General features: G+C 46.1%; 21 protein-coding genes. 12 read left to right on the top strand and 9 right to left on the bottom strand.

Features of this window, described 5'->3' with window-relative positions; translation table 11 throughout:
- Positions 1 to 130: 130 nt before the first annotated feature.
- Positions 131 to 502, top strand: a complete 372-nt coding sequence (locus tag QUA47_RS25020; protein ID WP_333215687.1) for a VOC family protein — start codon at positions 131 to 133, stop codon at positions 500 to 502.
- 189 nt (positions 503 to 691) lie between these two features.
- Here the strand turns inward: QUA47_RS25020 and QUA47_RS25015 are convergent, their stop codons facing one another.
- Both QUA47_RS25015 and QUA47_RS25010 read right to left on the bottom strand, forming a co-directional pair.
- Entirely contained in the window at positions 692 to 961 is a 270-nt protein-coding gene (locus QUA47_RS25015) for a hypothetical protein (protein WP_333432744.1), read from the bottom strand.
- A 63-nt stretch (positions 962 to 1024) separates the two neighbouring features.
- Positions 1025 to 1696: a phosphoribosyltransferase family protein gene (locus QUA47_RS25010; protein ID WP_333289087.1), complete on the bottom strand. Its 672-nt coding sequence runs from the start codon at positions 1694 to 1696 to the stop codon at positions 1025 to 1027.
- A gap of 192 nt (positions 1697 to 1888) precedes the next feature.
- Between QUA47_RS25010 and QUA47_RS25005 the strand changes: the two genes are divergently transcribed.
- Positions 1889 to 2566, top strand: coding sequence for a uracil-DNA glycosylase (locus tag QUA47_RS25005; RefSeq protein ID WP_190733770.1), 678 nt, complete (start codon positions 1889 to 1891; stop codon positions 2564 to 2566).
- A gap of 263 nt (positions 2567 to 2829) precedes the next feature.
- Here QUA47_RS25005 and QUA47_RS25000 read toward each other — a convergent pair whose 3' ends face one another.
- The 3 genes from QUA47_RS25000 to tyrS are packed head-to-tail and all read right to left on the bottom strand — an operon-like array spanning position 2830 to position 5438.
- Complete coding sequence (locus QUA47_RS25000; RefSeq protein WP_333432743.1) at positions 2830 to 3426, bottom strand: hypothetical protein; 597 nt, start codon at positions 3424 to 3426, stop codon at positions 2830 to 2832.
- A gap of 36 nt (positions 3427 to 3462) precedes the next feature.
- Positions 3463 to 4173, bottom strand: a complete 711-nt coding sequence (gene pyrF / locus QUA47_RS24995; protein WP_333432742.1) for an orotidine-5'-phosphate decarboxylase — start codon at positions 4171 to 4173, stop codon at positions 3463 to 3465.
- Between the two features lie 32 nt (positions 4174 to 4205).
- Positions 4206 to 5438 carry a tyrosine--tRNA ligase gene (tyrS, locus tag QUA47_RS24990; protein ID WP_333432746.1) on the bottom strand — a complete coding sequence of 411 codons (1233 nt, stop codon included), beginning with the start codon at positions 5436 to 5438 and terminating at the stop codon, positions 4206 to 4208.
- Between the two features lie 174 nt (positions 5439 to 5612).
- Here tyrS and QUA47_RS24985 point away from each other — a divergent pair, with 174 nt between their 5' ends.
- Positions 5613 to 7532, top strand: a complete 1920-nt coding sequence (locus QUA47_RS24985) for a transglycosylase domain-containing protein (RefSeq protein WP_333432741.1) — start codon at positions 5613 to 5615, stop codon at positions 7530 to 7532.
- Between the two features lie 3 nt (positions 7533 to 7535).
- Here the strand turns inward: QUA47_RS24985 and QUA47_RS24980 are convergent, their stop codons facing one another.
- From QUA47_RS24980 to QUA47_RS24965, 4 genes are all read right to left on the bottom strand, one after another.
- Positions 7536 to 7673: a hypothetical protein gene (locus QUA47_RS24980; RefSeq protein WP_333432740.1), complete on the bottom strand. Its 138-nt coding sequence runs from the start codon at positions 7671 to 7673 to the stop codon at positions 7536 to 7538.
- Entirely contained in the window at positions 7673 to 7996 is a 324-nt protein-coding gene (locus tag QUA47_RS24975; protein ID WP_190661255.1) for a DUF1825 family protein, read from the bottom strand. The genes QUA47_RS24980 and QUA47_RS24975 overlap by 1 nt, the downstream gene beginning before the upstream one ends.
- A gap of 259 nt (positions 7997 to 8255) precedes the next feature.
- Entirely contained in the window at positions 8256 to 8849 is a 594-nt protein-coding gene (gene lepB / locus QUA47_RS24970) for a signal peptidase I (protein ID WP_333432739.1), read from the bottom strand.
- Between the two features lie 398 nt (positions 8850 to 9247).
- Positions 9248 to 11725, bottom strand: a complete 2478-nt coding sequence (locus QUA47_RS24965; RefSeq protein ID WP_006632591.1) for an ATP-dependent Clp protease ATP-binding subunit — start codon at positions 11723 to 11725, stop codon at positions 9248 to 9250.
- 1660 nt (positions 11726 to 13385) lie between these two features.
- Here QUA47_RS24965 and QUA47_RS24960 point away from each other — a divergent pair.
- From QUA47_RS24960 to QUA47_RS24920, 9 genes are all read left to right on the top strand, one after another.
- Positions 13386 to 14780: a hypothetical protein gene (locus QUA47_RS24960; protein ID WP_333432738.1), complete on the top strand. Its 1395-nt coding sequence runs from the start codon at positions 13386 to 13388 to the stop codon at positions 14778 to 14780.
- A gap of 159 nt (positions 14781 to 14939) precedes the next feature.
- Entirely contained in the window at positions 14940 to 15881 is a 942-nt protein-coding gene (locus QUA47_RS24955) for a bestrophin family ion channel (protein WP_333432737.1), read from the top strand.
- A 213-nt stretch (positions 15882 to 16094) separates the two neighbouring features.
- On the top strand, positions 16095 to 16412 hold the full coding sequence (locus tag QUA47_RS24950; RefSeq protein WP_006632595.1) for a hypothetical protein: 318 nt from the start codon (positions 16095 to 16097) through the stop codon (positions 16410 to 16412).
- Between the two features lie 135 nt (positions 16413 to 16547).
- On the top strand, positions 16548 to 18467 hold the full coding sequence (locus tag QUA47_RS24945; RefSeq protein WP_333432736.1) for a pentapeptide repeat-containing protein: 1920 nt from the start codon (positions 16548 to 16550) through the stop codon (positions 18465 to 18467).
- A 140-nt stretch (positions 18468 to 18607) separates the two neighbouring features.
- Complete coding sequence (locus tag QUA47_RS24940; RefSeq protein WP_333432735.1) at positions 18608 to 18889, top strand: hypothetical protein; 282 nt, start codon at positions 18608 to 18610, stop codon at positions 18887 to 18889.
- The gene (locus QUA47_RS24935) at positions 18852 to 20135 is read left to right on the top strand and encodes an urea transporter (protein ID WP_333432734.1); all 1284 of its coding nucleotides are present in this window, start codon (positions 18852 to 18854) and stop codon (positions 20133 to 20135) included. Before QUA47_RS24940 ends, QUA47_RS24935 begins: the two co-directional genes overlap by 38 nt.
- A 15-nt stretch (positions 20136 to 20150) precedes the next feature.
- Positions 20151 to 20486, top strand: coding sequence for an EF-hand domain-containing protein (locus tag QUA47_RS24930; protein ID WP_333432745.1), 336 nt, complete (start codon positions 20151 to 20153; stop codon positions 20484 to 20486).
- A gap of 81 nt (positions 20487 to 20567) precedes the next feature.
- Positions 20568 to 21563 carry a nucleoside hydrolase gene (locus tag QUA47_RS24925; protein WP_333432733.1) on the top strand — a complete coding sequence of 332 codons (996 nt, stop codon included), beginning with the start codon at positions 20568 to 20570 and terminating at the stop codon, positions 21561 to 21563.
- Positions 21564 to 21651: 88 nt separating this feature from the next.
- The gene (locus tag QUA47_RS24920; RefSeq protein ID WP_333432732.1) at positions 21652 to 23130 is read left to right on the top strand and encodes a bifunctional UDP-sugar hydrolase/5'-nucleotidase; all 1479 of its coding nucleotides are present in this window, start codon (positions 21652 to 21654) and stop codon (positions 23128 to 23130) included.
- Positions 23131 to 23668 lie beyond the last annotated feature (538 nt).

The raw sequence follows: 23668 nt of genomic DNA, 5'->3' as shown, positions 1-23668 counted from the left end.
TCTGAATCGTCAAATATTTGGATTTCCCAAACTTTATATGTATGGTTAGTGTTCACAACTCAATTAGGAACGCTATAGAAAGTTATAATATTATCAATTTTCCCTTACCAATTCCCCATTACCAATTTATATGAGTTTCCAATACAGCGCCGCCCTAGTGACTTTAGCCGACCTTGATAAGGAAGTTCTCGTTAAATTTTACACCAAATTTCTCGACATAGAACCAAACCCTTATATTCCCAATACCTATGCTGAATTTCAACTCCCCGGCTTAAGACTCGGCATATTCAAACCAAAAGATTCCCACAAAGCGGAATTTGCAAATCGAGCCAAAACAGGCATCAGTTTGTGTTTGGAAGTCAGCGATATCGAAACTGCGATCGCCAGAATTTGGGCTTTAGGTTATCCGCCCAACGGAGAAATTATCAAAGCTTCTCACGGTCTAGAAATCTATGCCTTCGATCCTGCCGGGAACCGCATAATTTTACATCAATCCCATTAGAATGTAGGATGATGGCTAATGATTTGTGAACCCTCGATCTTTCCTTCGCGTCCTTCGCGTCTTCGCGGTTCGTTCAAAAAAACATCTAGTTCACAACCCGCTGAGGATTGCTATATAAGTTATGCAATTGCTTCACCACCTTCGCAATCACATTGTCAAACCCGCGTCTACAAATCAAAACAGCCTTAACTATCTAATCAGTTCAGCAAAACTATAAAAACTGATAATTAATAACAACAATGCTGTCAGATGAGTTAGTTGGAATTGAGGCCGTGGGCCGAGGGATTCCCGCACCAAAATTGAAAAAGACGAACCAATTATATAACTCAGAGACAGCGTTAAATACTGCCACTGCAATGTTACACTCCACAGCCCGAGCAACATCATCGCCAAAGTTAACATTACCAGCTCAACAAAGCGAGGCGGATTGTGCTGAGTAGACAGAATCAAAGTGTCCAACCAATATTGCCAAGGTCTCATGTTTTAGCGATCGAGCTTTTAGATTTAGCCTTCTAGCTTAACCTACGATCGCCATTCAGTTTGTTGCTGCAAACACCTTAAAGCCTCCGCCGTCTCAACCTGCGGAAATTGCCCATAAAAGCGACTGACACTGTAAAAAGGGTGAGGAGTCTCCAGAACGATCAACTTATCGCCCATCTGGGCCAAAAATCCCATCAAATCTGCCGGGGCGACAGGCGCGCAAATCCACAAAGCCATCGGTTGCTGCGACTCCAAAGCCTTAGCCGCCACAGCCATCGTCATCCCCGTAGCAATGCCGTCATCTACCAAAATCGCCAAAGCCCCCGCCGCGCTGATATTTGGGCGCCCAGGAGACAAATCTGCCAGCAGAGATTGAGCATTATTTTGAGCCCGGGGCAGGGCGGATTTTTGCAAGCGCCAATTCAGCAGCTTTTGCTTTTCCCAGAGGACGTGACCGTCAGCAGTTGCAGCCCCGATCGCCAATTCTAAATTATCTGGGCGAGTAATTTTCTTGGCGACAACCACATCCAAAGGACAGCCCAAGCGGCGCGCAATCGGCACAGCAACGGGCAAACCCCCGCGCGGCAAGGCGTAAACAATCGGTTTCACAGCCTCCTGTGCCGTTAAATTCAACTTGCCGAGCTCGCCCACAACTGCCTCGGCCAGTTTTTCGCCTGCATCGGCGCGATCGTCAAAAAACGGGTTAGAGAACATATTTTTGCCTGTACGAGCTCAACCAAAAAATTGGAGATTGTGCCAGTGTTAATTGGAGATTGTGCGTGAAGCGTAGCTATCCCGTAGGGAATCGACAGCACCCCATACAAGCATCTAGCCAATCTCAAATCACCAAACCCGATCTAAACTATAAACTCTAGACTCCAAAATCTCTCCCTAATTGTAAAATGTATGTCCAGCGACTTGCAACTGAGCCTTTTTGACAACAATCAAAGTGCCACTTTTCAAACAGACTCAATACCAGCAAATGCCAAAATTCCCATCCCTCCCGGCACTTATCAAAATATGGAACAAATCGGCGAGCACTGCAACCGCTGCTACCGCTGCGAATTGGGCAATACGCGCACTCACGCTGTCATCGGGCGCGGCAATCCTCAAGCCTCAATTTTGATTGTGGGAGAAGCGCCCGGACAAAACGAAGATGAAACCGGATTGCCCTTCGTCGGGCGATCGGGCCAACTGTTAGATAAGATTTTAGAATCCGTGGGATTGAGTGCAGAAACCGACGTATTCATTGCCAACGTCATCAAATGTCGCCCTCCCAACAACCGCCCTCCGACAGCAAAAGAAATCGAAGCTTGCAAACCTTACTTGCTCGAACAAATCCGCATCTTAGACCCCAAAATTATTTTATTAACTGGTGCAACAGCCCTCAAAGGTTTGCTAAGCGACAAGCGGCCCATTAGTAAAATCAGAGGTCAATGGATTGAATGGGAAAATCGTTTGTGTATGCCAATTTTCCACCCATCTTACTTGCTGCGAAACCCCTCCCGAGAACCGGAGACTCCGAAATGGTATATGTGGCAAGATATGCAAGCTATCAAGGCTAAATTGGATGAATTAAAATAGCAATTCTAATATTTTTTTCTTTGTGCTTTGTATGGGCGGGTTTCACGAACAATAATTGCCTAAAACAGATAATCTCGTAAACCCGCCCCCCACGGTAAATCGCTCAACCGAAAATTCGTGGATTTTCTTGCACCTCTGTCAGGAACAGGCAAGATGCCTGTTCCACAATAAAATTATTTTCTCTCAGGAACAGGCAAGATGCCTGTTCCACAATAAACAATATTTCATGTGGGGTGGGCGTCTCGCCCGCCCAAAAATACAATTTAGTTGCGGGACAACTTATTTTTTGCCTGACAATCGCGCAACCACAAACGAATAGCCTCAGCAATTTCGCTTTCACTATCTTGACCTAATAAAGGACGAATATCCGCCGCAGTACCAAACCGAGAAACGATTTTTGCCAACTCCCAGCCGTTCTCCGTTTTAGTGAAAAACAGCCAATGATATTGCTGAAATTCAACTCGTTCTCCCCCGCGATACTGCCGTTCCAAAGTAGTAATAAAAACTTGACGGGCATTTTCAGGAATTGCATCTTCAAAATTTAAAGGTAGCGGTTCAAACTCCGGGCGGCCGGCTAAAATTATTTGAGGCAGCGCGTAACCGGACGGTGTGTTTTTGTTAGAAGAAAAGTGCGATCGCACAATTACGCGGTTAGCATAACTCGGCAAATCTTGCAACAGGCGAGCGACCAAAATTTCTAACTCAGCGGGACAGGGCGATCGCGCTAACAAATCATACCGACTGGCATTTATACTGTTAGCGTGATTGGTCACCAAATTAACTGCCAAAGTCGGAGTTGCAACCGCAGATATCAGCAGATAAACACAGATAAACGCTGATGAAATTTTCTCTGTGTTCATCTGTATTTACCTGCGGTTTAAAAAACATTCATATTGTTATTCAATCTCTTCACAAATACGCCCAAAAGCCGCCACCGGATCGTCTGCAGCAGTAATCGGCCGCCCAATCACCAGATAATCCGCACCAGCTTTCAAAGCCGCCTTTGGAGTCATCGATCGCTTTTGATCCCCTCCCTCAGCCCATTTCGGACGCACACCGGGACAAACTAACAGAAAATCATCCCCGCAACTCATTCTTAACTGTTCCACTTCTTGCGGAGAACAAACAGCCCCAGCTAAACCCGTTTCCTTAGCCAACAATGCCATGTGCAAAGCATATTCTGGCAACTCCAAAGGTATTTTCAACTCAAAAGCCAACTGTCGCGAATTCAAACTCGTCAATAGAGTAATTGCAATCAACTTAGGACTCGGTTTATCCACAGCCGCCGCCCCTTCAGTCAAAGCCAACTGTGCCGCTTTCAAAGCATCTTTACCACAAGTAGAATGGATAGTCAATAAATCCACATTATACTTAGCAGCAGCCCGACAAGCACCAACTACAGTATTCGGGATATCGTGAAACTTCAAATCGAGAAAAATCCGCTTTTCCCGCTGTTTTAAAATTTCCAAAATCCCCGGCCCGGAGCTCACAAACAGTTCCAAACCCACTTTCCAAAAAGATACTTGCGGGAGTTTGTCCAGAAGTGCGATCGCCTCTTCTTGACTGGAAACATCCAAAGCAACAATAATTCGATTATCAGCGTTCATCTTCAGTATTCATCTGCGGTTAAAAAAGAGATTCAAGACACCAAACGAACAAACTTATTCTTGCCAACCTGCAAAACCTTACCGCATAAATCAGCAGGTGATTCAAAAGTAAGGTTAACATCAGAAACCCGATCGCCCTCCAACTTCACCCCGCCGCCCTGCATCAACTTCCTGGCATCACCGCTGCTTTTACAAAGCCCGCTAGCACTCAGAATATAAAACAACTTAGCCGGAAACTGCACGTTTGCCAAAGAAAACTCGGGCACTGCATCAGCTTGTCCAGCAGCACCTTTAACCAGCGCCATTGCATCTTGTTGTGCGCGATCGGCTGCTTCCTGCCCCCGATACTGGCGCACCACATCCACAGCCAAAAGTTTCTGTTTTTCTCGCGGATTTTCTGGCAATTCATCAACTGGCAAATCTGTCAATAGTTCAAAATACTGGGCGATCGAACTATCAGCAATTTTCTCCAACTTAGAATACATAGTCAGCGGGTCTTCCGACAAACCCACATAATTGCCCAAAGATTTCGACATCTTTTGCACCCCGTCAGTCCCGATCAAAATCGGCATCAGCAAACCAAACTGCGGTTTCATCCCAAAATGGCGCTGCAGATCTCTGCCCACCGCAATATTAAACTTTTGGTCTGTTCCGCCCAACTCCACATCCGCTTCCAAAGCCACCGAGTCGTAGCCCTGCATGAGTGGATACAGAAACTCATGCAGATAAATCGCATTCTCCTGCTGCATCCGATTATCAAATCCCTCTTTAGCGAGCATCTGCTGCACCGTCATAGTCTTCAGCAGTTCCAAAACCTTCGCCAAGTCCAATTTCGACAACCACTCGGAGTTGTAGCGAATTTCCAAACGTCCGGGTGTGTCAAAATCTAGAATCGGACGCACTTGGTCTAAATAAGTCTTGGCATTTTCCGCCACTTGTTCGGCCGTCAACTGGGTTCGCATCTCGGATTTCCCTGTCGGATCGCCAATTCTTGCGGTAAAATCTCCGATCAGCAGTACGGCTGTGTGACCGGCATCCTGAAAAGCTCGCAGCTTGCGGACGCAAATGCTGTGGCCCAAGTGAATGTCACTCCCTGTCGGGTCAATTCCGAGTTTGACGCGCAAAGGTCGATCGACTTTTGCCAGCAGTTGGGCTAAATTTTCGTCAGGGTTGCTAGAATCAGGTCGATCTGGAAAAATCTCGCTGACGCCGCGGTAAAGCGCTGAAAGGTTAGGAGTTATCATCGGGGAGCGATCGTCCATCATATTTTGCCAAAGTGCAGCAGAATTAGTTACACTCACTGGTTGACGAATAAAAACATAACTATCAAGCTACTATAATCCCAAAGCTGACCGGCTTTCATTAGCTGACAGTCTCTAGGGTTCGCATCTAAAATTAAAAGTCTTAAACCCCAAATCGAGTGAGGAAGTGAAATCCACGTGTCAACCAACGCAGTCCGCAATAACACGGAAAACTCAGCCCCCGTATTCGAGTTTGTTCAGTCAGTCAGTAAAGTGACCGCCGGAACCATACTCAGCATGACAATGCTTGCCAGTTCCGTAGTCGCTGGTGGACTGGTTGGCTTAGCGATCAGCTTCCGCAATTTGCCAGATGTTCGGATCTTGCAAACCTACTCTCCCACAGAAACTACCCACATTTACGACATCAACGGCAAGCCCCTAGCCAGCATCCACGACGAAGCCAACCGGGATGTCGTACCCCTTAACCAAATCTCCCCGAACCTGAAACGAGCCGTTCTGGCGATCGAAGATAGCAACTTCTTCACCCACAAAGGCATCAACCCCGGCGGGATAGCCCGAGCTCTCATAGTCAACCTAGAGAAAGGTCGAACCGTGGAAGGCGGCTCGACTATGACTATGCAGCTAGTCAAGAACCTGTTTCTTTCTCCCCAGTCAAAATTTAGTCGCAAGGTAGCTGAAGCGGTAATGTCTATCCGCTTGGAGCAAATTCTCAACAAAGACCAAATTCTGCAACTATACCTGAATCAAATCTACTTAGGTCACAACTTGTACGGCGTAGAGACAGCCTCTCGAAGCTATTTCAACAAGTCAGCAAGTAATTTGACTCTTTCAGAAGCAGCGATGCTGGCCGGCTTAATTTCTGCCCCCGAAGAATTCAGTCCTTTCGTCAATTACAAGTTGGCAAAAGAGCGGCAGGAAATCGTTTTAAACCGCATGAAGGATCTTAAATGGATTACGCCGGCCCAAGAGACTGCGGCCCGCCGGGAAAAAATTAAGCTAGGCAAAATTACCTCTTTTGGCGGCTCTCAAGTTCCTTACGTAACACAAGCCGTAGTCCAGGAACTGACTAGGCGTTTCGGGCGAGATGCCGTGGTTAAGGGAGGAATGCGCGTTCAAACCACGATCGACCTCAAAATGCAGCGCATAGCCGAAGAAACAGTCAAAGCGTGGCACAATCGGCTTTACTACCAAGGGCTGTTTTACGATCGCGACGAAGGTCAAATTGCCCTAGCCGCCGTCGATCCCCGCACCCACTTCGTCAAAGCAATGGTGGGCGGCGTCGATTACGAAAAGAGTCAGTTTAACCGCGCCATTCAAGCACGCCGCCAGCCCGGATCTTCTTTTAAACCTTTTATCTACTACGCTGCCTTTGCTAGCGGCAAATACGGCCCGGATTCAGTTGTCTACGACTCCCCTGTCGGCTACCGCGACGGCGACGGCTACTACTACCCTCAAAACTACGGTGGCGGCTTCTCCGGTGCCGTCAGCATCCGCAGAGCTTTGGAAGTATCTCTGAACATTCCCGCCGTCAAGCTTGGCCAAGAAGTCGGATTGAATAAAGTGATTGAGATTTGCCGCGTACTCGGCATCAGAAGTCCGATGGAACCGGTGGTTTCTTTGCCCTTGGGTGCCGTTGACCTCACTCCTTTAGAAATGGCCGGAGCTTTTGCTACCTTCGCCAACAACGGCTGGCATTCTGACACCACGTTTATCGTGCAAGTAACTGACAGCAGCGGCAACGTCTTGCTCGACAATACGCCTAAACCCAAATTAGTTCTCAATTCCTGGGCTGCGGCATCTGTCAACAGCGCCCTGCAAGGGGTAATTACCAGCGGAACGGCAAGGGCGGCTCAACTTGGGCGGCCGGCTGCTGGGAAAACTGGTACAACTTCTTCAGAACGGGATATCTGGTTTGTGGGTTACGTACCGCAGTTGTCCGTGGCTGTTTGGATGGGCAACGACAATTATAGACCGATGAGCTACGGTGCTACTGGTGGTACTATTGTCGCCCCTGTTTGGCGTGATTTTATGAGCCAAGCTTTGGAAGGTGTTCCCGCAGAAAGTTTCAAACCTCCTTCATCTTTTGAGCGGCCTTAATTATCAGTCATTAGTCATTGGGCATTGGGCATTGGGCATTGGGCATTGGGCATTGGGAATACTTTCTTTTTCTTCCTTCTTCCCTCTTCCTTCTTCCTTCTTCCTTCTTCCCTCTTCCTTCTTCCTTCTTCCTTCTGACACTAAGACTGTTTTTCCAGCTCAGATTTCATCCGCTCCAGCGTTGAGTTCATTTGATCGAACATCTGCTGGGGCGTGATGCCAAATTGATTGAGCTGTGTTTTTAACTGCTCTACAGTCATCTGAGCCATGAAGTCCTCAGACAGCTCGAAGCGCTTCATAAAAATACGGTAGCGCTCCATCATTGATTCCATCTGAGCGATGAACATTTTCTTGCCTTCGCGATCGAATTTCCCGTAATTGCCACCTAGTTTGATGAGAGATTGATAGTCTTCAAACAACAGCTTGGCTTCTTGCTGAACAATTTCTGAATCAAAAAATCCCATAGCTTTCCTAATTTTTTAATATTCTACTAATTTTGATCTAGGCGAGAAATCCCGGTGCTTTTTGTACCATTTTATCAGTTGCCGGAGGAAGTCCCTACCCCTTAAGGCACAAGAATAAGTAGAAATTTCCGTACAGGATTAGGCATGGGAATGGGGCGTTGGGCATTGGGCATTGGAAATGGGGCATGGGGCTTGCGATGACAACAGTCAACAGTCAACAGTCAACAGTCAACTGTCAACAGTCAACTGTCAACTGACTTCAAACTTCCCCGATGCGTTCTAGAGGCCAAAACCGCACTACAGCGCGGCCAATGATGTTCTGCTTAGGTAAAAATCCCCACCTGCTGGAGTCGTTGCTGTTGTTGCGGTTGTCTCCCATCACAAAGTATTCATTTTCTGGGACGCGATAAGGCCCCCACTGATATTTAGGAGCTTCGGCAATATATTTTTCAACGAGGGGTTTGTCGTTGAGATAAACTAAACCTTTTTTAACGGCGACGGTTTGACCCGGTAAGCCAATTATCCGCTTGATGAATGCTTGGTCTTGGGTAAAGCCTTCTTCTTGCAACTTTTCCGGGGGAGTAAATACTACGATGTCGCCAGTTTTTGGAGGTTCGAGGTAGTAGGAGATTTTTTCGACTACGACGCGATCGCCCACGTGCAAAGTGGGTACCATAGAATCTGAGGGTATGTAGCGCGGTTCGGCGACCATGGCTCGAATCACTATTGCTAAACTCAAAGCAATAATCACTATCTGAAGATTTTCTCGCTGCGACTTCCACGCTTTCTGCCACCAGCTTTCAGGCGGATTTTCTGCTACTTGTGTACCCAACTTATTTTTTTCAGATGTCATGAAAGTCCTCGCTAAATAGTTGCCATTAATTATCTGATTAAGCTCGCTCAGCATTTAAATTGCATCTCAAAAAATACTCAAACAATGAGCGGGCTGGGCACGCGAACCAGCCCAAAATATACAATTTAAATGCAGTACAGCTTACCATTGAAGTATGTCACTGTTAATTACTAGACGTGCAGTGCAGGCATTCGCAAACAATCTTGAAAAGCATCTGCGTTGCATCTGTGGTTTCCCTATCAATCAAAGATTTATGCAATAAGTCTACTCTTGATATTAACTCATAAAAAAGGCAGAGAATTTAAATTCTCTACCTTTTTTATGTGAGGATTTTGAGTTGTTTGCGACTGCGAGATGGGTTATTTCCAAACTTAACTCGCGATCGCACTTACTCAATCTTACTCAGCGCCTTGGGGCAGCAATTCCCGCTTTTGACCTTGCAGCACCTTAACAATTCCGTCCTCGCCCACATCCACAACAGCGGTGTCGCCGTCTTTGATGCGGCCAGAAAGGATTTCCTCAGCCAAACTGTCTTCCAGCAAGCGCATGATGGCGCGGCGCAGGGGTCGGGCTCCGTAGCTCGGGTTGTAGCCTTCTTCTACGAGCCGTTCTTTGAATTTTTCGGTCACTTCCAGGGTGATTCCCTGTTCTGTCAAACGACCGAACACTTCTTTGAGCATGATGACCGCGATTTCCTTGACCTCTTCCTTGTTCAACTGACGGAAGACGATAATTTCGTCGAGTCGGTTGAGGAATTCGGGACGGAAGTAGTTTTTGAGTTCTTCGTTAACCAAAGAACGAATGCGGTTGTAATTAGCATCGGCTTGGTTGTCGCTGAACTCGAAACCGAGACCGCCGCCGCCTTTTTCAATCACCTTAGAACCAATGTTTGAGGTCATAATCAGCAGCGTATTTTTGAAGTCTACGGTGCGACCTTTGGCATCTGTTAAGCGGCCGTCTTCCAATATTTGCAGGAGCATATTGAAGACATCGGGGTGGGCTTTTTCGATTTCGTCGAACAGCACGACGGTGTAAGGACGGCGGCGGACTGCTTCTGTGAGTTGGCCGCCTTCGTTGTAGCCGACGTAGCCTGGAGGAGAACCGATGAGTTTGGAGACGGTGTGCCGTTCCATGTACTCCGACATATCCAGCCGAATCATCGCGTCTTCGGAACCGAAGAAGTAGCCGGCTAGGGCTTTGGTGAGTTCGGTTTTGCCGACGCCGGTGGGCCCGGAGAAGATGAAACTGGCGATCGGGCGATTGGGATTTTTCAAGCCGACGCGAGCGCGACGGATGGCGCGGGAAACGGCTTTCACTGCTTCTTCCTGTCCGATCAAGCGCTGGTGCAAGGTATCTTCCATGTGCAGCAGCTTTTCGGATTCGGATTCGGTCAGTTTGTTAACCGGGACGCCCGTCCAGCTTGCCACGATTTGAGCGATATCTTCTTCGGTGACTACTGGCGATGGGTCTGTTTCGCCGGTGCGGGCCGAGTCGGTTTTTTTGGCTTGGGAAATAGCGCGAATTTCGGCTTTGATCGTCATTTCTCGATCGCGCAATTCGCCGGCTTTGTCAAAGTCTTGAGAACGCACCGCTTCGTCTTTATCTTTGAGGACTTGGCGGAGTTCTTTGTCAAGTTCTTTGGCTGCGGGGGGCAGTTGGGAGTTGATCAAGCGGACTCTAGAACCAGCTTCGTCTACCAAGTCAATTGCTTTGTCTGGGAGGAAGCGGTCGGAGATGTACCGGTGAGAGAGTTTGGCTGCAGCTTCGAGGGCTGTATCCAAGATTTTCAGCTTGTGGTGCTGTTCGTAGCGTTCTCGCAAGCCGAAGAGAATCTCGATCGTCTCGTCAACGGTGGGTTCGCCGACCATGACGGGCTGGAAGCGCCGTTCTAGGGCTGCATCGCGCTCGATGTGCTTGCGGTACTCGTCTAGGGTGGTAGCACCGATACACTGGAGCTCGCCTCTTGCCAAGGCTGGCTTGAGAATGTTGGCTGCGTCGATCGCCCCTTCAGCCGCACCTGCACCGATCAAAGTGTGTACTTCGTCAATCACCAAAATCACGTTACCCGCCGTGCGGATTTCGTCCATGATTTTTTTGAGGCGTTCTTCAAATTCGCCCCGGTATTTCGTCCCGGCAACCAGCAAGCCGATGTCGAGGGTAACGACGCGCTTTTCTTCAAGGATGTCTGGGATGTCGTTGTTAGCGATGCGTTGGGCGAGACCTTCGGCGATCGCGGTTTTACCAACTCCGGGTTCGCCAATTAGCACCGGGTTATTTTTGGTGCGGCGACCGAGGATTTGAATTACCCGTTCGATTTCTTTTTGGCGTCCGACTACTGGGTCTAGTTTGCCATCGACCGCCATTTGAGTGAGGTTGGCTCCAAATTCGTCGAGGGTTGGGGTTTTGGTGCGAGCGCCGCCGCCAGTGGCTGCGACTTCTGCGGTTTCTCCCAGCATCCGAATAACTTGGGTACGGACTTTCGACAAGTCTACTCCCAGATTTTCTAAGACTCTAGCCGCTACTCCTTCACCTTCGCGGATCAGGCCCAGCAGCAGGTGTTCGGTGCCGATGTAGTTGTGTCCGAGTTGGCGAGCTTCTTCTAGGGATAGTTCTAGAACCCGCTTGGCGCGGGGGGTGAACGGAATTTCTACTGCTACGAAGCCGGAACCGCGCCCGATGATTTTTTCCACTTCAATCCGAGCGTCTTTGAGGTTGACCCCCATTGATTTGAGGACTTTAGCTGCAACCCCGGTTCCTTCACCGATCAGACCCAGGAGGATCTGTTCTGTCCCTACGAAGTTGTGACCCAGGCGGCGAGCTTCTTCCTGGGCCAACATGATTACTTTTATTGCTTTTTCTGTGAAGCGTTCAAACATGATTTATTCCCATCACCTGCTGCTAAGTGCCCGTTTCGAGGTCACGCTCGCACAACGAGCGTTTTTGTTCTCGTAGGGACAGGGCTGAGCCTAAGTCCCTACTCGTACTGCTTATTCTAGCGTGACACTCCCAACCGCTCTGCCGCACTGGAAAAGCGGTTGCAGATTCTAGGCTGCCGTTGCAGGATGGCTTTCAACTGGGAAGACCCAAATGGTGGCTGACCTACAACCTCCCCTAGACTGCAAGAAGATTGCTCTTCTCGGCCTGTGCCCAACCTACGACTACGTATTGATGGATTCTAGCACAATCTTTTTGGCTGTTATGCAGGTGCAAAAGTGATAATTCTCCAAGTACAGGCCGGGTTTTGCACAAAACTTATTAGTTAGATGCACGATCGATCCCCTAAACTCACTCTTAAGCTGCTGCCCATCTCAAGAATCTGTTGGTGTAGGAGAGGGAGAGCGAGCTGGGCTTTCTTTATCTAAAAATATTACCCTTGATCCGTTGAATATTTGGGTAGTTTTCATGTTGTCAGTTGTGCGATCGCTCCTGAGCAATTAGTGAGTGTTGCTACACTCTGAGGGGTTTGGCTCAGAACTACACTCAGCAAGGTCTTTGACCTTGCTTTCGTAGCAGAGTGCTTTGGTCGTTAACTCGTGTGACTTAAAAGTCTGAAACTTCAATTTTGGAAAAGAATCTCAATCCTGTTTAAGGCGTAGTGAAAGTAAATAAGGAACACTAGAAACTTAGATGACCACGTAGAAAGTACCGAAAATGGAGCGATCGAAGTTACAAGTAAATTCCACGATGCAGCCACAACAACTTCTGCAGCTTCAGCAAAAGAATTCAATGCAGAACAGCTAGGACGTGTCTACTTTATTCGGCACGGTGAAAGTACCAGTAACGAACGCAACATTTTTGCAGTAGTTCTGGATGTTGACCTCACATCCTTTGGCATTTTTGCGGGTCGCAACCTAAATTTGCTGCGTCTAGCACTGGGCTACGAAGGGTTCGAGGAAATGTTGCATTCACATAACAAAGCACCTCCGGCTGGCGAAAAGATTGCCCAAGTTTACTCTCGCCCTTGCCCGGTTCTACGAAGACAAAACTGTACCGCACTTGGAACGCGGTGAAACAGTTCTCGTAGTGTGACCTATGGCTTGGTTGCCAACCTTAACGTTGCTCAAATCTAAACTTGGACTCAATAAGCCATCATATCTTTGCTTAGGGTAGGGGTAGTCAAGGCACAAAACATAGGAAATTTCACAACCGAAAACCAACTCTACCCTTTTATTTACATCTACCGAGGAAACGCTCTCTGGCAAAAATCGCAAGCTTGACCAGAAATACTATCGTTGGAATATTAGTCATCGGCAACCTGGAGGAAAACGCTGGAGCGCATTTGATATAGCTAACCGAAGACGATAAGCGCTTAGTCGCCACCGATTACTTCCTTAATCTCGACGACTATGGTAAGGTTTATTATCACGGGGATCACAAGATTCCTGTCTGATTGTAATTTTCCGGGTCAGGGCGGGATCTGCTGTTACATCAACAGCTATTGCTCTGACTAACTGGTTAAAATCCCAAGAACATGGGATAAAGACATAATCAAACTAATCAACTTATTACTTTCGGATTACAAAGTGTAGAGAAAAAATGGTAGAAGCTATCAAATTTAATAATCAAACCACAACAACCGATTGGCGACTCACTCCTGGCTACTTGCATGAAGGCAGATCGGATTTTGAATCAGCACATATTTTGTTAGGTCGTTTTTTAGCCGATAGAACCTCAGAAGACCCCTTGGTAGAAAAACAACTATTTGCCAGCGACGGCATTTTTGAGTGGGGACACGCCAAGCCTTTAGAAAAAGTGATTAATTCACAGTCAGACTTGGAGTTTCTACTGTTGCATCCCAATTTGTTACGCAACTGTATAACTATCATCGAACCTTGGGAACACGTAGGCCTTAACGCTCTTGGCGAAGATGTTCGGGCTTCCAAAAATGTCGCCTACATTGCTCAGAAAGTCGCCGATATGGACTCAGTATTACTACCTGTTTGGTCAACCGGAGTCCTCGATCCAGAAATAGTTGTTCCCGCAATTAACTCTGGTTATGCAGTGGTAGTCGAAGGTGGCGATCCATCAACATACGATGCCTCCACCTGGACAAGTCCGGCCTGTCCGCGAGAGGATATGTTTGCATTAGTGGAAAAATTGCTGATTTCGCGATCGCCCACCAGCGCCCCCGCCATCTTTATCTGTGTAGGACACCAACTAGCTGCTGAATGTCACATCCGACTCATCCGGCGTGCAGTCAAACAAGTCCTCGATATGACATCTTTAGAACGCGATAAGGAGAGTAAAGCACTCAGATCGTTGCAAGAAGTCTGCCAGCGCATCGAAGCAATGGGCAAGACACTCCAAGTCAAAAAGCGTGATGGACGAGTGGTTGCGAATGGCTGGAATGACGAGCATTTTGCCGTGACGCGAAATGAATTAAAAGAAGTTGGCGATCGTGTGTTGTTGCCTTATCAGTCTCCCGACGGCGATGCTTTAGGTATTCCTTGGGAAATTATTCATGCTCATGATGTCACAGCCGACAGCCATGAAGGCGTGATTGATACAACAATTCAATATGAAGCAAGAGTATCAATTTCGATGTTTCATTCGGATGAGGTCAACGAAGAAGCAATATTGTTTGCCAACTGGGCTTTCCGCAGTATTCATGACGCTATCGTTCCCTATCGGCACATCATCGCTGGTAGTTCTCTGAGTTGGCTAATACAACTGCCCGACGCCATTGAAATTCTTTGTTCAACAGCAGAGGAAGATGGTGAAATAGTTACCGAATGTTCAGCAACGTGCATTAACTACAAAGACTTTGAAACTAAGAAGATTCGACGCTCGTTTACTTGCCAGTTCCATCCCGAACTACTCTCCGATTTGCGCGCGATCGGTAACAGTGAAGCTCCATCATATGCAACATTGAAAAATGATGATGGTGTCCGCTTATTTGTCCGACTGCTGTATGCAGGAATGCAAGAGTAAGGCTGTTAGCTTACGCCACTACTTGCGTGGCGCAAGCGGTGCTTTTAGGGATGACGATAATCATTAATTTATTATCCGGGAAATACAACTAATCATCGAGTTGACTCATCAAATAAACTTAATAAAATATAGTTTTATTAAAAATAAACTTTTGGAATTATGAAAACAAAAACTCAAAACTGGTTTAGACTTGCTTTCCAGTTCAGAGGCTCCGTTATTTTAGCCATTTATCAACGAGTTATTGGGTTTGGTCTGTTTAGTTTTATTGTTTCCGTACTTTACTATTTCAAACTCCCTGTATCCCAACCTATTTTGGGAAGTATTATTCCCAGCATCGTCTTAGGCTTATTACTGGTTTTCCGAACTAATACCGCTTACGAACGGTTTTGGGAAGGTCGTAGGTTATGGGGAAATTTAGCCAACGACGCCCGTAACATGGTTTGGCAAATTGGGGCAATGATGAACGACATTGAACCAGAAGATCGAGCCAAAAGAATTGCAGTCATTCGCCTCGTAGCTGCTTTCCCCGTAGCGTGTAAATTGTATCTTAGGTCAGAACCTGTAAATAGCGAATTAGAAGAATTGATGTCTCGATCTCAGTATTTGCAGCTAAAAACGATCCACAATCCACCGCTACAGATAGTCTTTTGGATAGCAGATTATCTACAACAGCAGTATCAACGTGGTAACGCTGTCTTACATTACAGTCATGTAGTTTTTCTGCAAACTACTGTGAAAAGTATGATGGAATCTGTAGGACACTGCGAACGCATTTTAAGAACGCCCCTCCCCCTAGCTTATTCCATTCATCTCAAGCAACTGTTATTAATTTACTGCCTGTTATTACCTTTTCAGCTAGTTAAAGATTTGGGATGGGGGACAGGCATATTTGTTAGTTTGATTACTTTTACGTTACTTGGAATTGAAGAAATTGGTCTTGAAATAGAAAACCCGTTTGGTTACGATACCAACGACTTGCCTCTTGATGCTATTTGCAACACAATCAAATACGACATTGAAGAGTTTATCACTTGTAATCCCCACCTCAACTCTCATGCAGATAAAATTTTCCACCAAGATGGGTATGATAAACAACTGTAACAATTAGATATCTAGAAGAAAAAAATTGAATTGTGAGGTAGTAATATAAATTGGTTAGGACTTACGCACAGACTTTACTTGCAGGCTGCTTAGGTTGCACACTACTATAGATAGTGTAATAATAGAAGGAATGCAGCGTAAGTCCTGTTATTTTAATTTAGCGGTTAAAATAGTTGCGTGAGTGCCTTAAAACTAGCAAGAAGAAAATATCCAATGAAGTTAGACAAGTTTGTACTCGCACAAAATATGGCATTTCTAATAGCCATTCCACCACAAAGTAATTTGGCTAAATTGCTCTCCTTTTGCTTGGCGACAAAAGCTAGACAAAAGACGACCGGAACAGAAATCTTAAAAATAACCTGTGACCTAATGGAAAACCCATCTAATTTGCCCTATTGGACTCAAGACGTGATGGGACTAGATTTAGATTACACCAGTGAAGAGTGGAAAGCTTTAGGAGAAATGGGCATCAACGATGCAGAGGAGTTTATGGCTACCCTGCGGCAAGAGTTGGAAAATTTAAGTTTGTAATATCTGGCCCTAGGGTCAGCAAAGAAACTCTCAGGTTCCACACACTCTATCAAAAGCATTAATCAGATCCGGGGATAGTTAAAAAACCCTGTCTAAAGACAAGGGATCGTCAAATTTCAAGAGAGAAACAACAATATGTCTTTAAATGTTGAACTTTTAGAGCAAAGTTTCGAGAAAATCAAACCTCGTGCTGATGATTTTGCCACTACCTTCTACGACAACCTGTTTAAACTTTATCCAGAAGTGAAACCACTGTTTGCCAATACCGAGATGGAAAAGCAACAGAAAAAGCTGATAAATGCTCTGGTTTTGGTAGTAGAAAATCTTCGTTCCCCAGAGGCTTTAGGGCCGGTTCTAAACGCACTGGGAGGGAGACACGTGGGTTATGGAGCGATCGCCAATTCTTACCCGGCAGTTGGAGAAGCACTACTAATGACCTTTGAGGAGTATCTTCAGGAAGATTGGACTATTGAAGTCAAACAAGCATGGATCGATGCCTACGGCGCGATTACTGCTTTGATGTTAAAAGGCGCAGGTGTAGAAACTACACCTAAAGAAGTTCAATTAGAAACAGAGATTATTCCCGATAAACAGGTAAGTATAGCAGCTAATCACCAACTAGAATCAGTTCCGCAAAAAGAGCCAGAGTTAGCCGTAGAGGTACTGGAAAGCAGTTTCGATAAAATCAAACCTCGTGCTGATGAATTTGCCGCTAGCTTTTACGAAAACCTCTTCATCGCTCACCCAGAATTTAAACCACTGTTTGCCAACATTGAGCTAGAAAAACAACAGAAAAAGCTCATAAATGCTTTGGTATTGGTAGTAGAAAATCTCCGCTCTCCCGAAGCTTTAGGGCCAGTTCTCAACGCCTTGGGAGGCAGACACATCGGCTATGGGGTAATTCCCAAATATTATGGGCCAGTTGGAGACGCACTGCTGATGGCTTTTGAGCAGTATCTCCAAGAAGATTGGACTCCCGAAGTAAAGCTGGCGTGGACAGATGCCTACAGAGCAATTACAGGTTTGATGTTAAAAGACTCAGGTGCAGATTCTTCACCAAATGTTGTCCTAGATAAAAAAGATGTCACCCACCATCACCCACAAGAATCACAGACACAATTACTCAACGAATCTAAGCCGATCGCGCCGCAAACCGAGCAACAGAAAAAGCCTTTAGTATCAATTCAGTTGGATGGTGAAATTATCCAAAAAACGCTCTCGAAAATAACTGATAGTTATCAGCAATTTCAGGGTAAATCATTCGTTAAGCAATTGGGTGAAGCTCTCAAAGGAATTTTAGAAAAATTCGTTGATAATTTCTGGACACAACCCGCGTGGTTAGTGGCTAGTGTTTCAGCAGTTCTGTTCATCATAATTTATGTGGCGGCGGATGATAATTCTCTTATTGGAGAGATTTTGCAGAGTGTTGATGCTCTTAGTATGGTCGTTGCTTTAATTTTATTCATTAAGGAAGCGCCCGATCGCCGGAAGCAATTTCATTACCAAGCTTGGAGTATAGTTGATGCAGCACACGGCGTAAAAGTTAGCTATGCAAGAATTCTGGCACTCCAAGATTTGAATGAAGATGGTGTTTCTCTGAGAGGCGTAGATGCTATTGGTGCAGAGTTGGTAGCAATCAATCTCCCTAGTGCAAATCTGAGTGAATCCAAATTGAGTGAATCCGACCTCAGTAGTGCCAATCTGAGCCACGCTAACCTGAATAATGCTAACCTCAGTCAGGCTAAATTGAGTGGTGCTAATCTCAGTGATGCCAACCTGAGTTTTGCTCGCTTGAGTCAGGTTAATCTCAGTAGTGCCAACCTCAGCGGCGCTAATTTAATTTGTGCGGACTTGAGTAACGCAAATATGAGCGGCGTCAATTTGACGAATGCTAGTTTGAGTGGTGCTAACCTGAAGAGTTCCTACCTAAGTGGTGCAAATCTAAAAGGTGCTAAAGTTAGCATTTCTGACCTGAGTGGTGCTTTTCTCACAGGTGCTGTTATGCCGGATGGCTCGAAGTATAAGTCTTTGGAAGAGGAGGTCAAAAATAAATAAATTGATGGCAGCTTTTTTATGACCTTTTTGTCTGTTTTCTACTAAAATGGTCGTCACCATTTTAGTAGAAAAGCTTTGGCTTACTGAAAGGCGATCGCTACTAATGGTGAGAGATTACTCTTTAATTTCTGAGACATACAATGTCCGCTCAAGAAGTTGTTGCCTTGCTCAATGAACTGGTAACAGGCTTTGATGGAATGACAGCAAAATACGGTATGTCTGCGATCGCTGCCCTGCCCTATGCTATGGTTTCTATTGCGTTATCTGTAATTTGGGTGGAATTTGGCAAATTTAAAGATTACGCCTTAAACCACTGCATTGAGGCGGAAAACCCCTTTAATTTATTTGCTCAAAACCGACAAACCAATAAGCAACGCTCATTCTATGGCCACCACAACCGACGAGCCATTACCCTTACATGAACTTATTTCGCGGATTTTAGCACCGGAACCCTCATTCCAGAAGCCGAAGGGACTTCTAGCGGGGTTGGGTACAATGCAAGCCCTCAATCAGCGCCTCGCAAATCAACCCCTGCTGGATTTCATCAACGCCACTTTGCGGGGAATTAGTCAGGTCATTTTCGTCAACAACCCTTTGAGTGGATTGCTAATCCTCGCTGCTATGTTCATTCAGTCTCCCTGGCTGGGGGGCATGAGCTTAGTTGGGACTGCCAGCGCAACGCTAACGGCGATCGCCCTCAAAGCCAATCCAGGCGCCATCCAGAATGGGATCTTCGGGTTGAATGGAATGCTCGTTGGTGCGGCTATGGCGTTCTTTGGGGGGTTTGGTAATGGAGCCTGGAATCCCGTCTGGGCGATCGCCACCATTATCCTCTCTGCTCTCACAGCGGTGGTGATGGAAACAGTAGGGACGTGGTTTGCCACCCGGTTCAGAGTGGCTCCACTGGGCATCCCATTTAATGGGGTGATGCTGCCATTTTTACTTCTGCTGGCATTTGTACCCCAACCCTTCTTCGATCTGGGGCCGCCGCCACCTCCTTTTCCAGCAGGTACAATTGACGGATTTCGCTTGGTACAATCGCTGCCGCTCGGTCTGGCGCAGGTCTTTTTCTCAGACAAGCTTGTTTCCGTTGTGCTAGTCGTCCTAGGCGTTGCCATCTGTACCCCGATTGGGGCAGTGGTGGGGTTGCTCGGTTGCGCCATGTACCTGCTAGCCGGTTTGCTGCTGGGAGCCAAGCCGGATGAACTGTATACAGGTTTGTGGGGCTACAATGCAGCTCTCACCGCGACGGCAATTGGGGGAGTGTTTTACACGCCAAACCGTCTCAGCATTTCGATAGGTCTGATCTGTGCTTTCTTGGCATCGATCGCCAGCATTCTCCTAGCCCCCCTGTTCTCGCTGCTCAAGTTACCCCTTTTGTCTGTGCCTTTTTCCATTGTGACGATTGGGTGTTTTCTGATCTTGCAGCGATCGCTACCTTCACTCGTACCCGTGGTGCTGCATACAGTGGCGAGTCCAGAGGAACATCGACAGCGGTTCCGTGCAGCCAAGGAAACTATTGCTAGCTTCCGGCAACAACTCAGAGCCGCACTTCAGGGACAGCAACGCAACATCTTGTTTGAGCAGGCAACTCCTGCGATTAAAGGCGATTTACGCTACATCTTCGATGCAATCGATCGCGATCGCAGTGGGTTCCTCTCAACCTAGGAGCTTGCAACTCACCTGCATCAGGCAGGAAAAGTCCTCTCTGAAGGTGAACTGACCTATCTATTCAAGTGCATGGATAAAGATGGCAGTGGCGCGCTCAACTTTGAGGAATTTGGCGAATTGATGTTGCGGCATCAACGGCTGATGTCGAGATACACAGAATTTGTCACCTATTTCCTACCAATTGATGTCGATGCAGATGATGCCATCAGTATGAAGGAGATGAATACGGCGCTGGCGAGTTTGAGAGAGCCACCTCTGTCTGAGGATGAAATTACATTTTTGCAAGAGCAAACAGGAGGACAGCCGTTGACTTGGAATCGATTTATTGAGGTGCTGCTGCTGACTTGAAGAGCGATCGCAACCTTGATACTAATACTAATCTCGATCGGACTTTTATACAATAATCTCTTACTTGAGGAACCTTATCCTATGACAACTCAACTCACTCATCCCAGAATCATTCTCGACACCGATCCGGGCGGAGACGATATTTATGCTTTCCTTTGGCTTCTGAGCTTGGTCAAACAAGGACTTGCTGAACTTGTCGCCGTTACTTCCGCAGATGGCAATGTGGCGGCTAAACGCACCTTTTCTAGTGCGTCGCAGATTTTAAATTTAGCAGGGTTCCCAGACATTACAGTTGGTCGCGGTGTCCCCATCAAACAAGTTGTGGAAGATGCCGGACATATTCACGGGGCGGATGGGATGGGCAATCTGTCTCATACTTTACCCCCACCCATCCATAATTTTGAGGATGCTCGCTACTCCGACGAAATCATCATCGATGAGCTAAACGCAGATCCCGGGGAAATTACCATTGTAGCGATCGGCCCCCTAACAAACCTAGCTGCGGCGGAAACGAAAAGTCCTGGCATCCTCAAAAAAGCCAAGGAAATTGTCATCATGGGAGGTGCTTTTTTCTGTTCCGGTAATGTGACTCCCCATGCCGAATTCAATATTTGGTTTAATGCTGAAGCTGCTCAGACAGTATTTGACAGCCGAGATGATATTGTCGTGATGCCGCTAGACGTAACGCGCCACTTAATTTTCACACGAGATATGACTCAGGCCGTCACTCAGGCGAATCCAGAGAGTAAACTTTCTCAATTCTTGATAGCTCTTTGTGAGTTCATGATTGGCACAGCCTTGGGTTATCGAGAAACAGCAGGAATTCCAGGTTTTCTTGTCCATGATGCAGCCACCTTGGGATACCTATTTTATCCAGAAACTTTGATGTTGAAAAGGGCAAAAGTCCGGGTTGAAACAAAGGGAGAGTGGACCCTGGGACAGACATCAATTGATAGTCGCCCTGCACCGAAAACAGGAGCAAATGCCTGGGTAGCGTTGCAGGTTGACAATGGCAAATTTTTCACCAGTTTCGTTGAAGATTTGAAGCAGCTATTCACAACCGCCGAGATTTCGTGAAGGCGAGATATCCAACTTCTTAGAGAAGTCCGGTATCTGAACCGAATAGGCAAAATTAAACGTGTTAGTTTCACAAAGGTAAAAAATAATGACGACCACAGAGCGGTTTAAAAAGTTCACGATTTTGCATTCCAATGATATGCACGGAGACTTTTTGGCAGAGGCTGGAGGTGAAGAGGGTCATCTCATTGGTGGAGTGTCGCTGCTTTCCGGCTATATCAATAAAGTTCGCCAGGAAGAGAAAAACGTGCTTTTTGTCATTTCAGGTGACATGGTGCAGGGTTCTCTCATTGATAAGGAATATAGAGGTATTTCAACTATAGAAATTATGAATTACCTCGCTCCAGATGTAGTGACTCTGGGGAATCACGAATTGGATTATGGGTTGTCTCACTTACTATTTTTGGAAAAGATGGCAAATTTTCCCATCGTGAATGCCAACTTGTATATCACAAAGTACAATAAACGCTTGATGAATCCATATGTCATCCTCAATGTAGATGGATTCGATATTATGTTCATCGGAATTGTAACTGAAGAAGTTCTTAAGTCCTTAAAACGCGATCTCAGTATTAGCACATTTATAAGTCTTGAAGATGCCGCCTCAGAAGTGGGTAAAATTTGCGACGCTTACAAAAACGAGGACATTGACCTAACAATTCTGCTAACTCACATCGGTTTTGAAGAGGATAAAAAACTAGCAGCAATGCTAAACCCTGAATGGGGTGTGGATATGATCCTTGGCGGACACTCTCATACATTTTTAGAACAACCAGCCGAAGTTAACAATATTCTGATCGCACAAGCTGGAATTGGCACAGACCAAATTGGACGTTTCGATATTGTAGTGGATGACGATACTAACAGCATTGTTGAATGGAAGTGGCAACTTCTACCTGTAGATAATAATCTGGCCCAGCCAGATGCAGAAATCGAAAAGCTGATTGCGACTTTCCAAGAAGAAGTCGATCGCAAATATAATCGATTGATTGGTCGCTTAGCACATAAACTGACCCATCCTAATCGTGAAGAAGAAACGGAATTGGGTAACTTAATCGTTGATATTGTTGCCCAACTAGATAGCTTGGATGTAGCTCTGATAGGAAGTGGTTCAATCCGTCGCACAAAATTAGGCCCGCTAGTTACACTGAGCGATCTTAAAGAAGTTTTTCCTTACGACGATGTACTTTATAAACTTAAAGTTACTGGCGTACAGCTCACCCAGATATTCGCACACATTATGAGACTGGAAAACAGAATACCTGGTGAAAGTTGTTGTTTTCAGGTCAGCAAAGGTATTCAGACAGTTTACAATAATTCCCAAAATCAGCTTGAATCTTTGAGAATTAATGGACAACCTGTACAAGCAGATGCTCATTACACTATCTGTGTGGAAGAATATCCTTACAAAAATTCACTACACAGTCTAGGTCTAACAAGTGAAGAATTGACAAAATTAGACAACCCAAAGGTAGTTTCAACATCCTGCCAGAATATCCTTGAAGAATACTTTAGCCATCATCAAAATCTCAACAGCCAGATCGAAGGCCGATTGATCTACAAGTAGAATGTTCAGAGCTGTTCTCACTGATTGTGATTATTGGCCAGGCAAGATGCCTGCCTACTAAGAAGCTAGATTAAGACTGTTTAATGCAAATCACCACAAGGAATATTAGCGGAACCAGAACCAGAGATCAAAATCACATCCTATGATAAGACTGCAATTATTTATGAGGTGGAGTTTTTTCTCGAAAACTTTGAGGATGTGGAGCAGATACTCGATCGATTTATGACACGAATCTGGTACGCAGCGCAGTTTCAACAACCTGACGCTATATCGCTATTGATATGAATATGCTGTAGAACCTGCGGACAAGGCAGATAGCGCTTTAAGTAAGTTAGCCCAAAGCCTGCACTCAATTCCCGGATTTATGCCTTTAGGTAGATAGGCGAAAAATTTAGATGACTTAGCTAAGGGAACTATGTTGGCTCTTCCGTACTTAGTGTGCCAAATTATTAGTTTTCTGATGTCATATCATGTCCGGTCGATTGACCATGATTAAGATTTTGCCTCTGGCCACCAATAGAAATGAGTCAAACCACTG

Origin of the sequence: Microcoleus sp. MON2_D5, from assembly GCF_036701905.1 — a bacterium.
Lineage (GTDB): Bacteria > Cyanobacteriota > Cyanobacteriia > Cyanobacteriales > Microcoleaceae > Microcoleus.
Note: the sequence above shows the minus strand (reverse complement) of the source record. Positions and strands in the feature narration are given on the sequence as shown.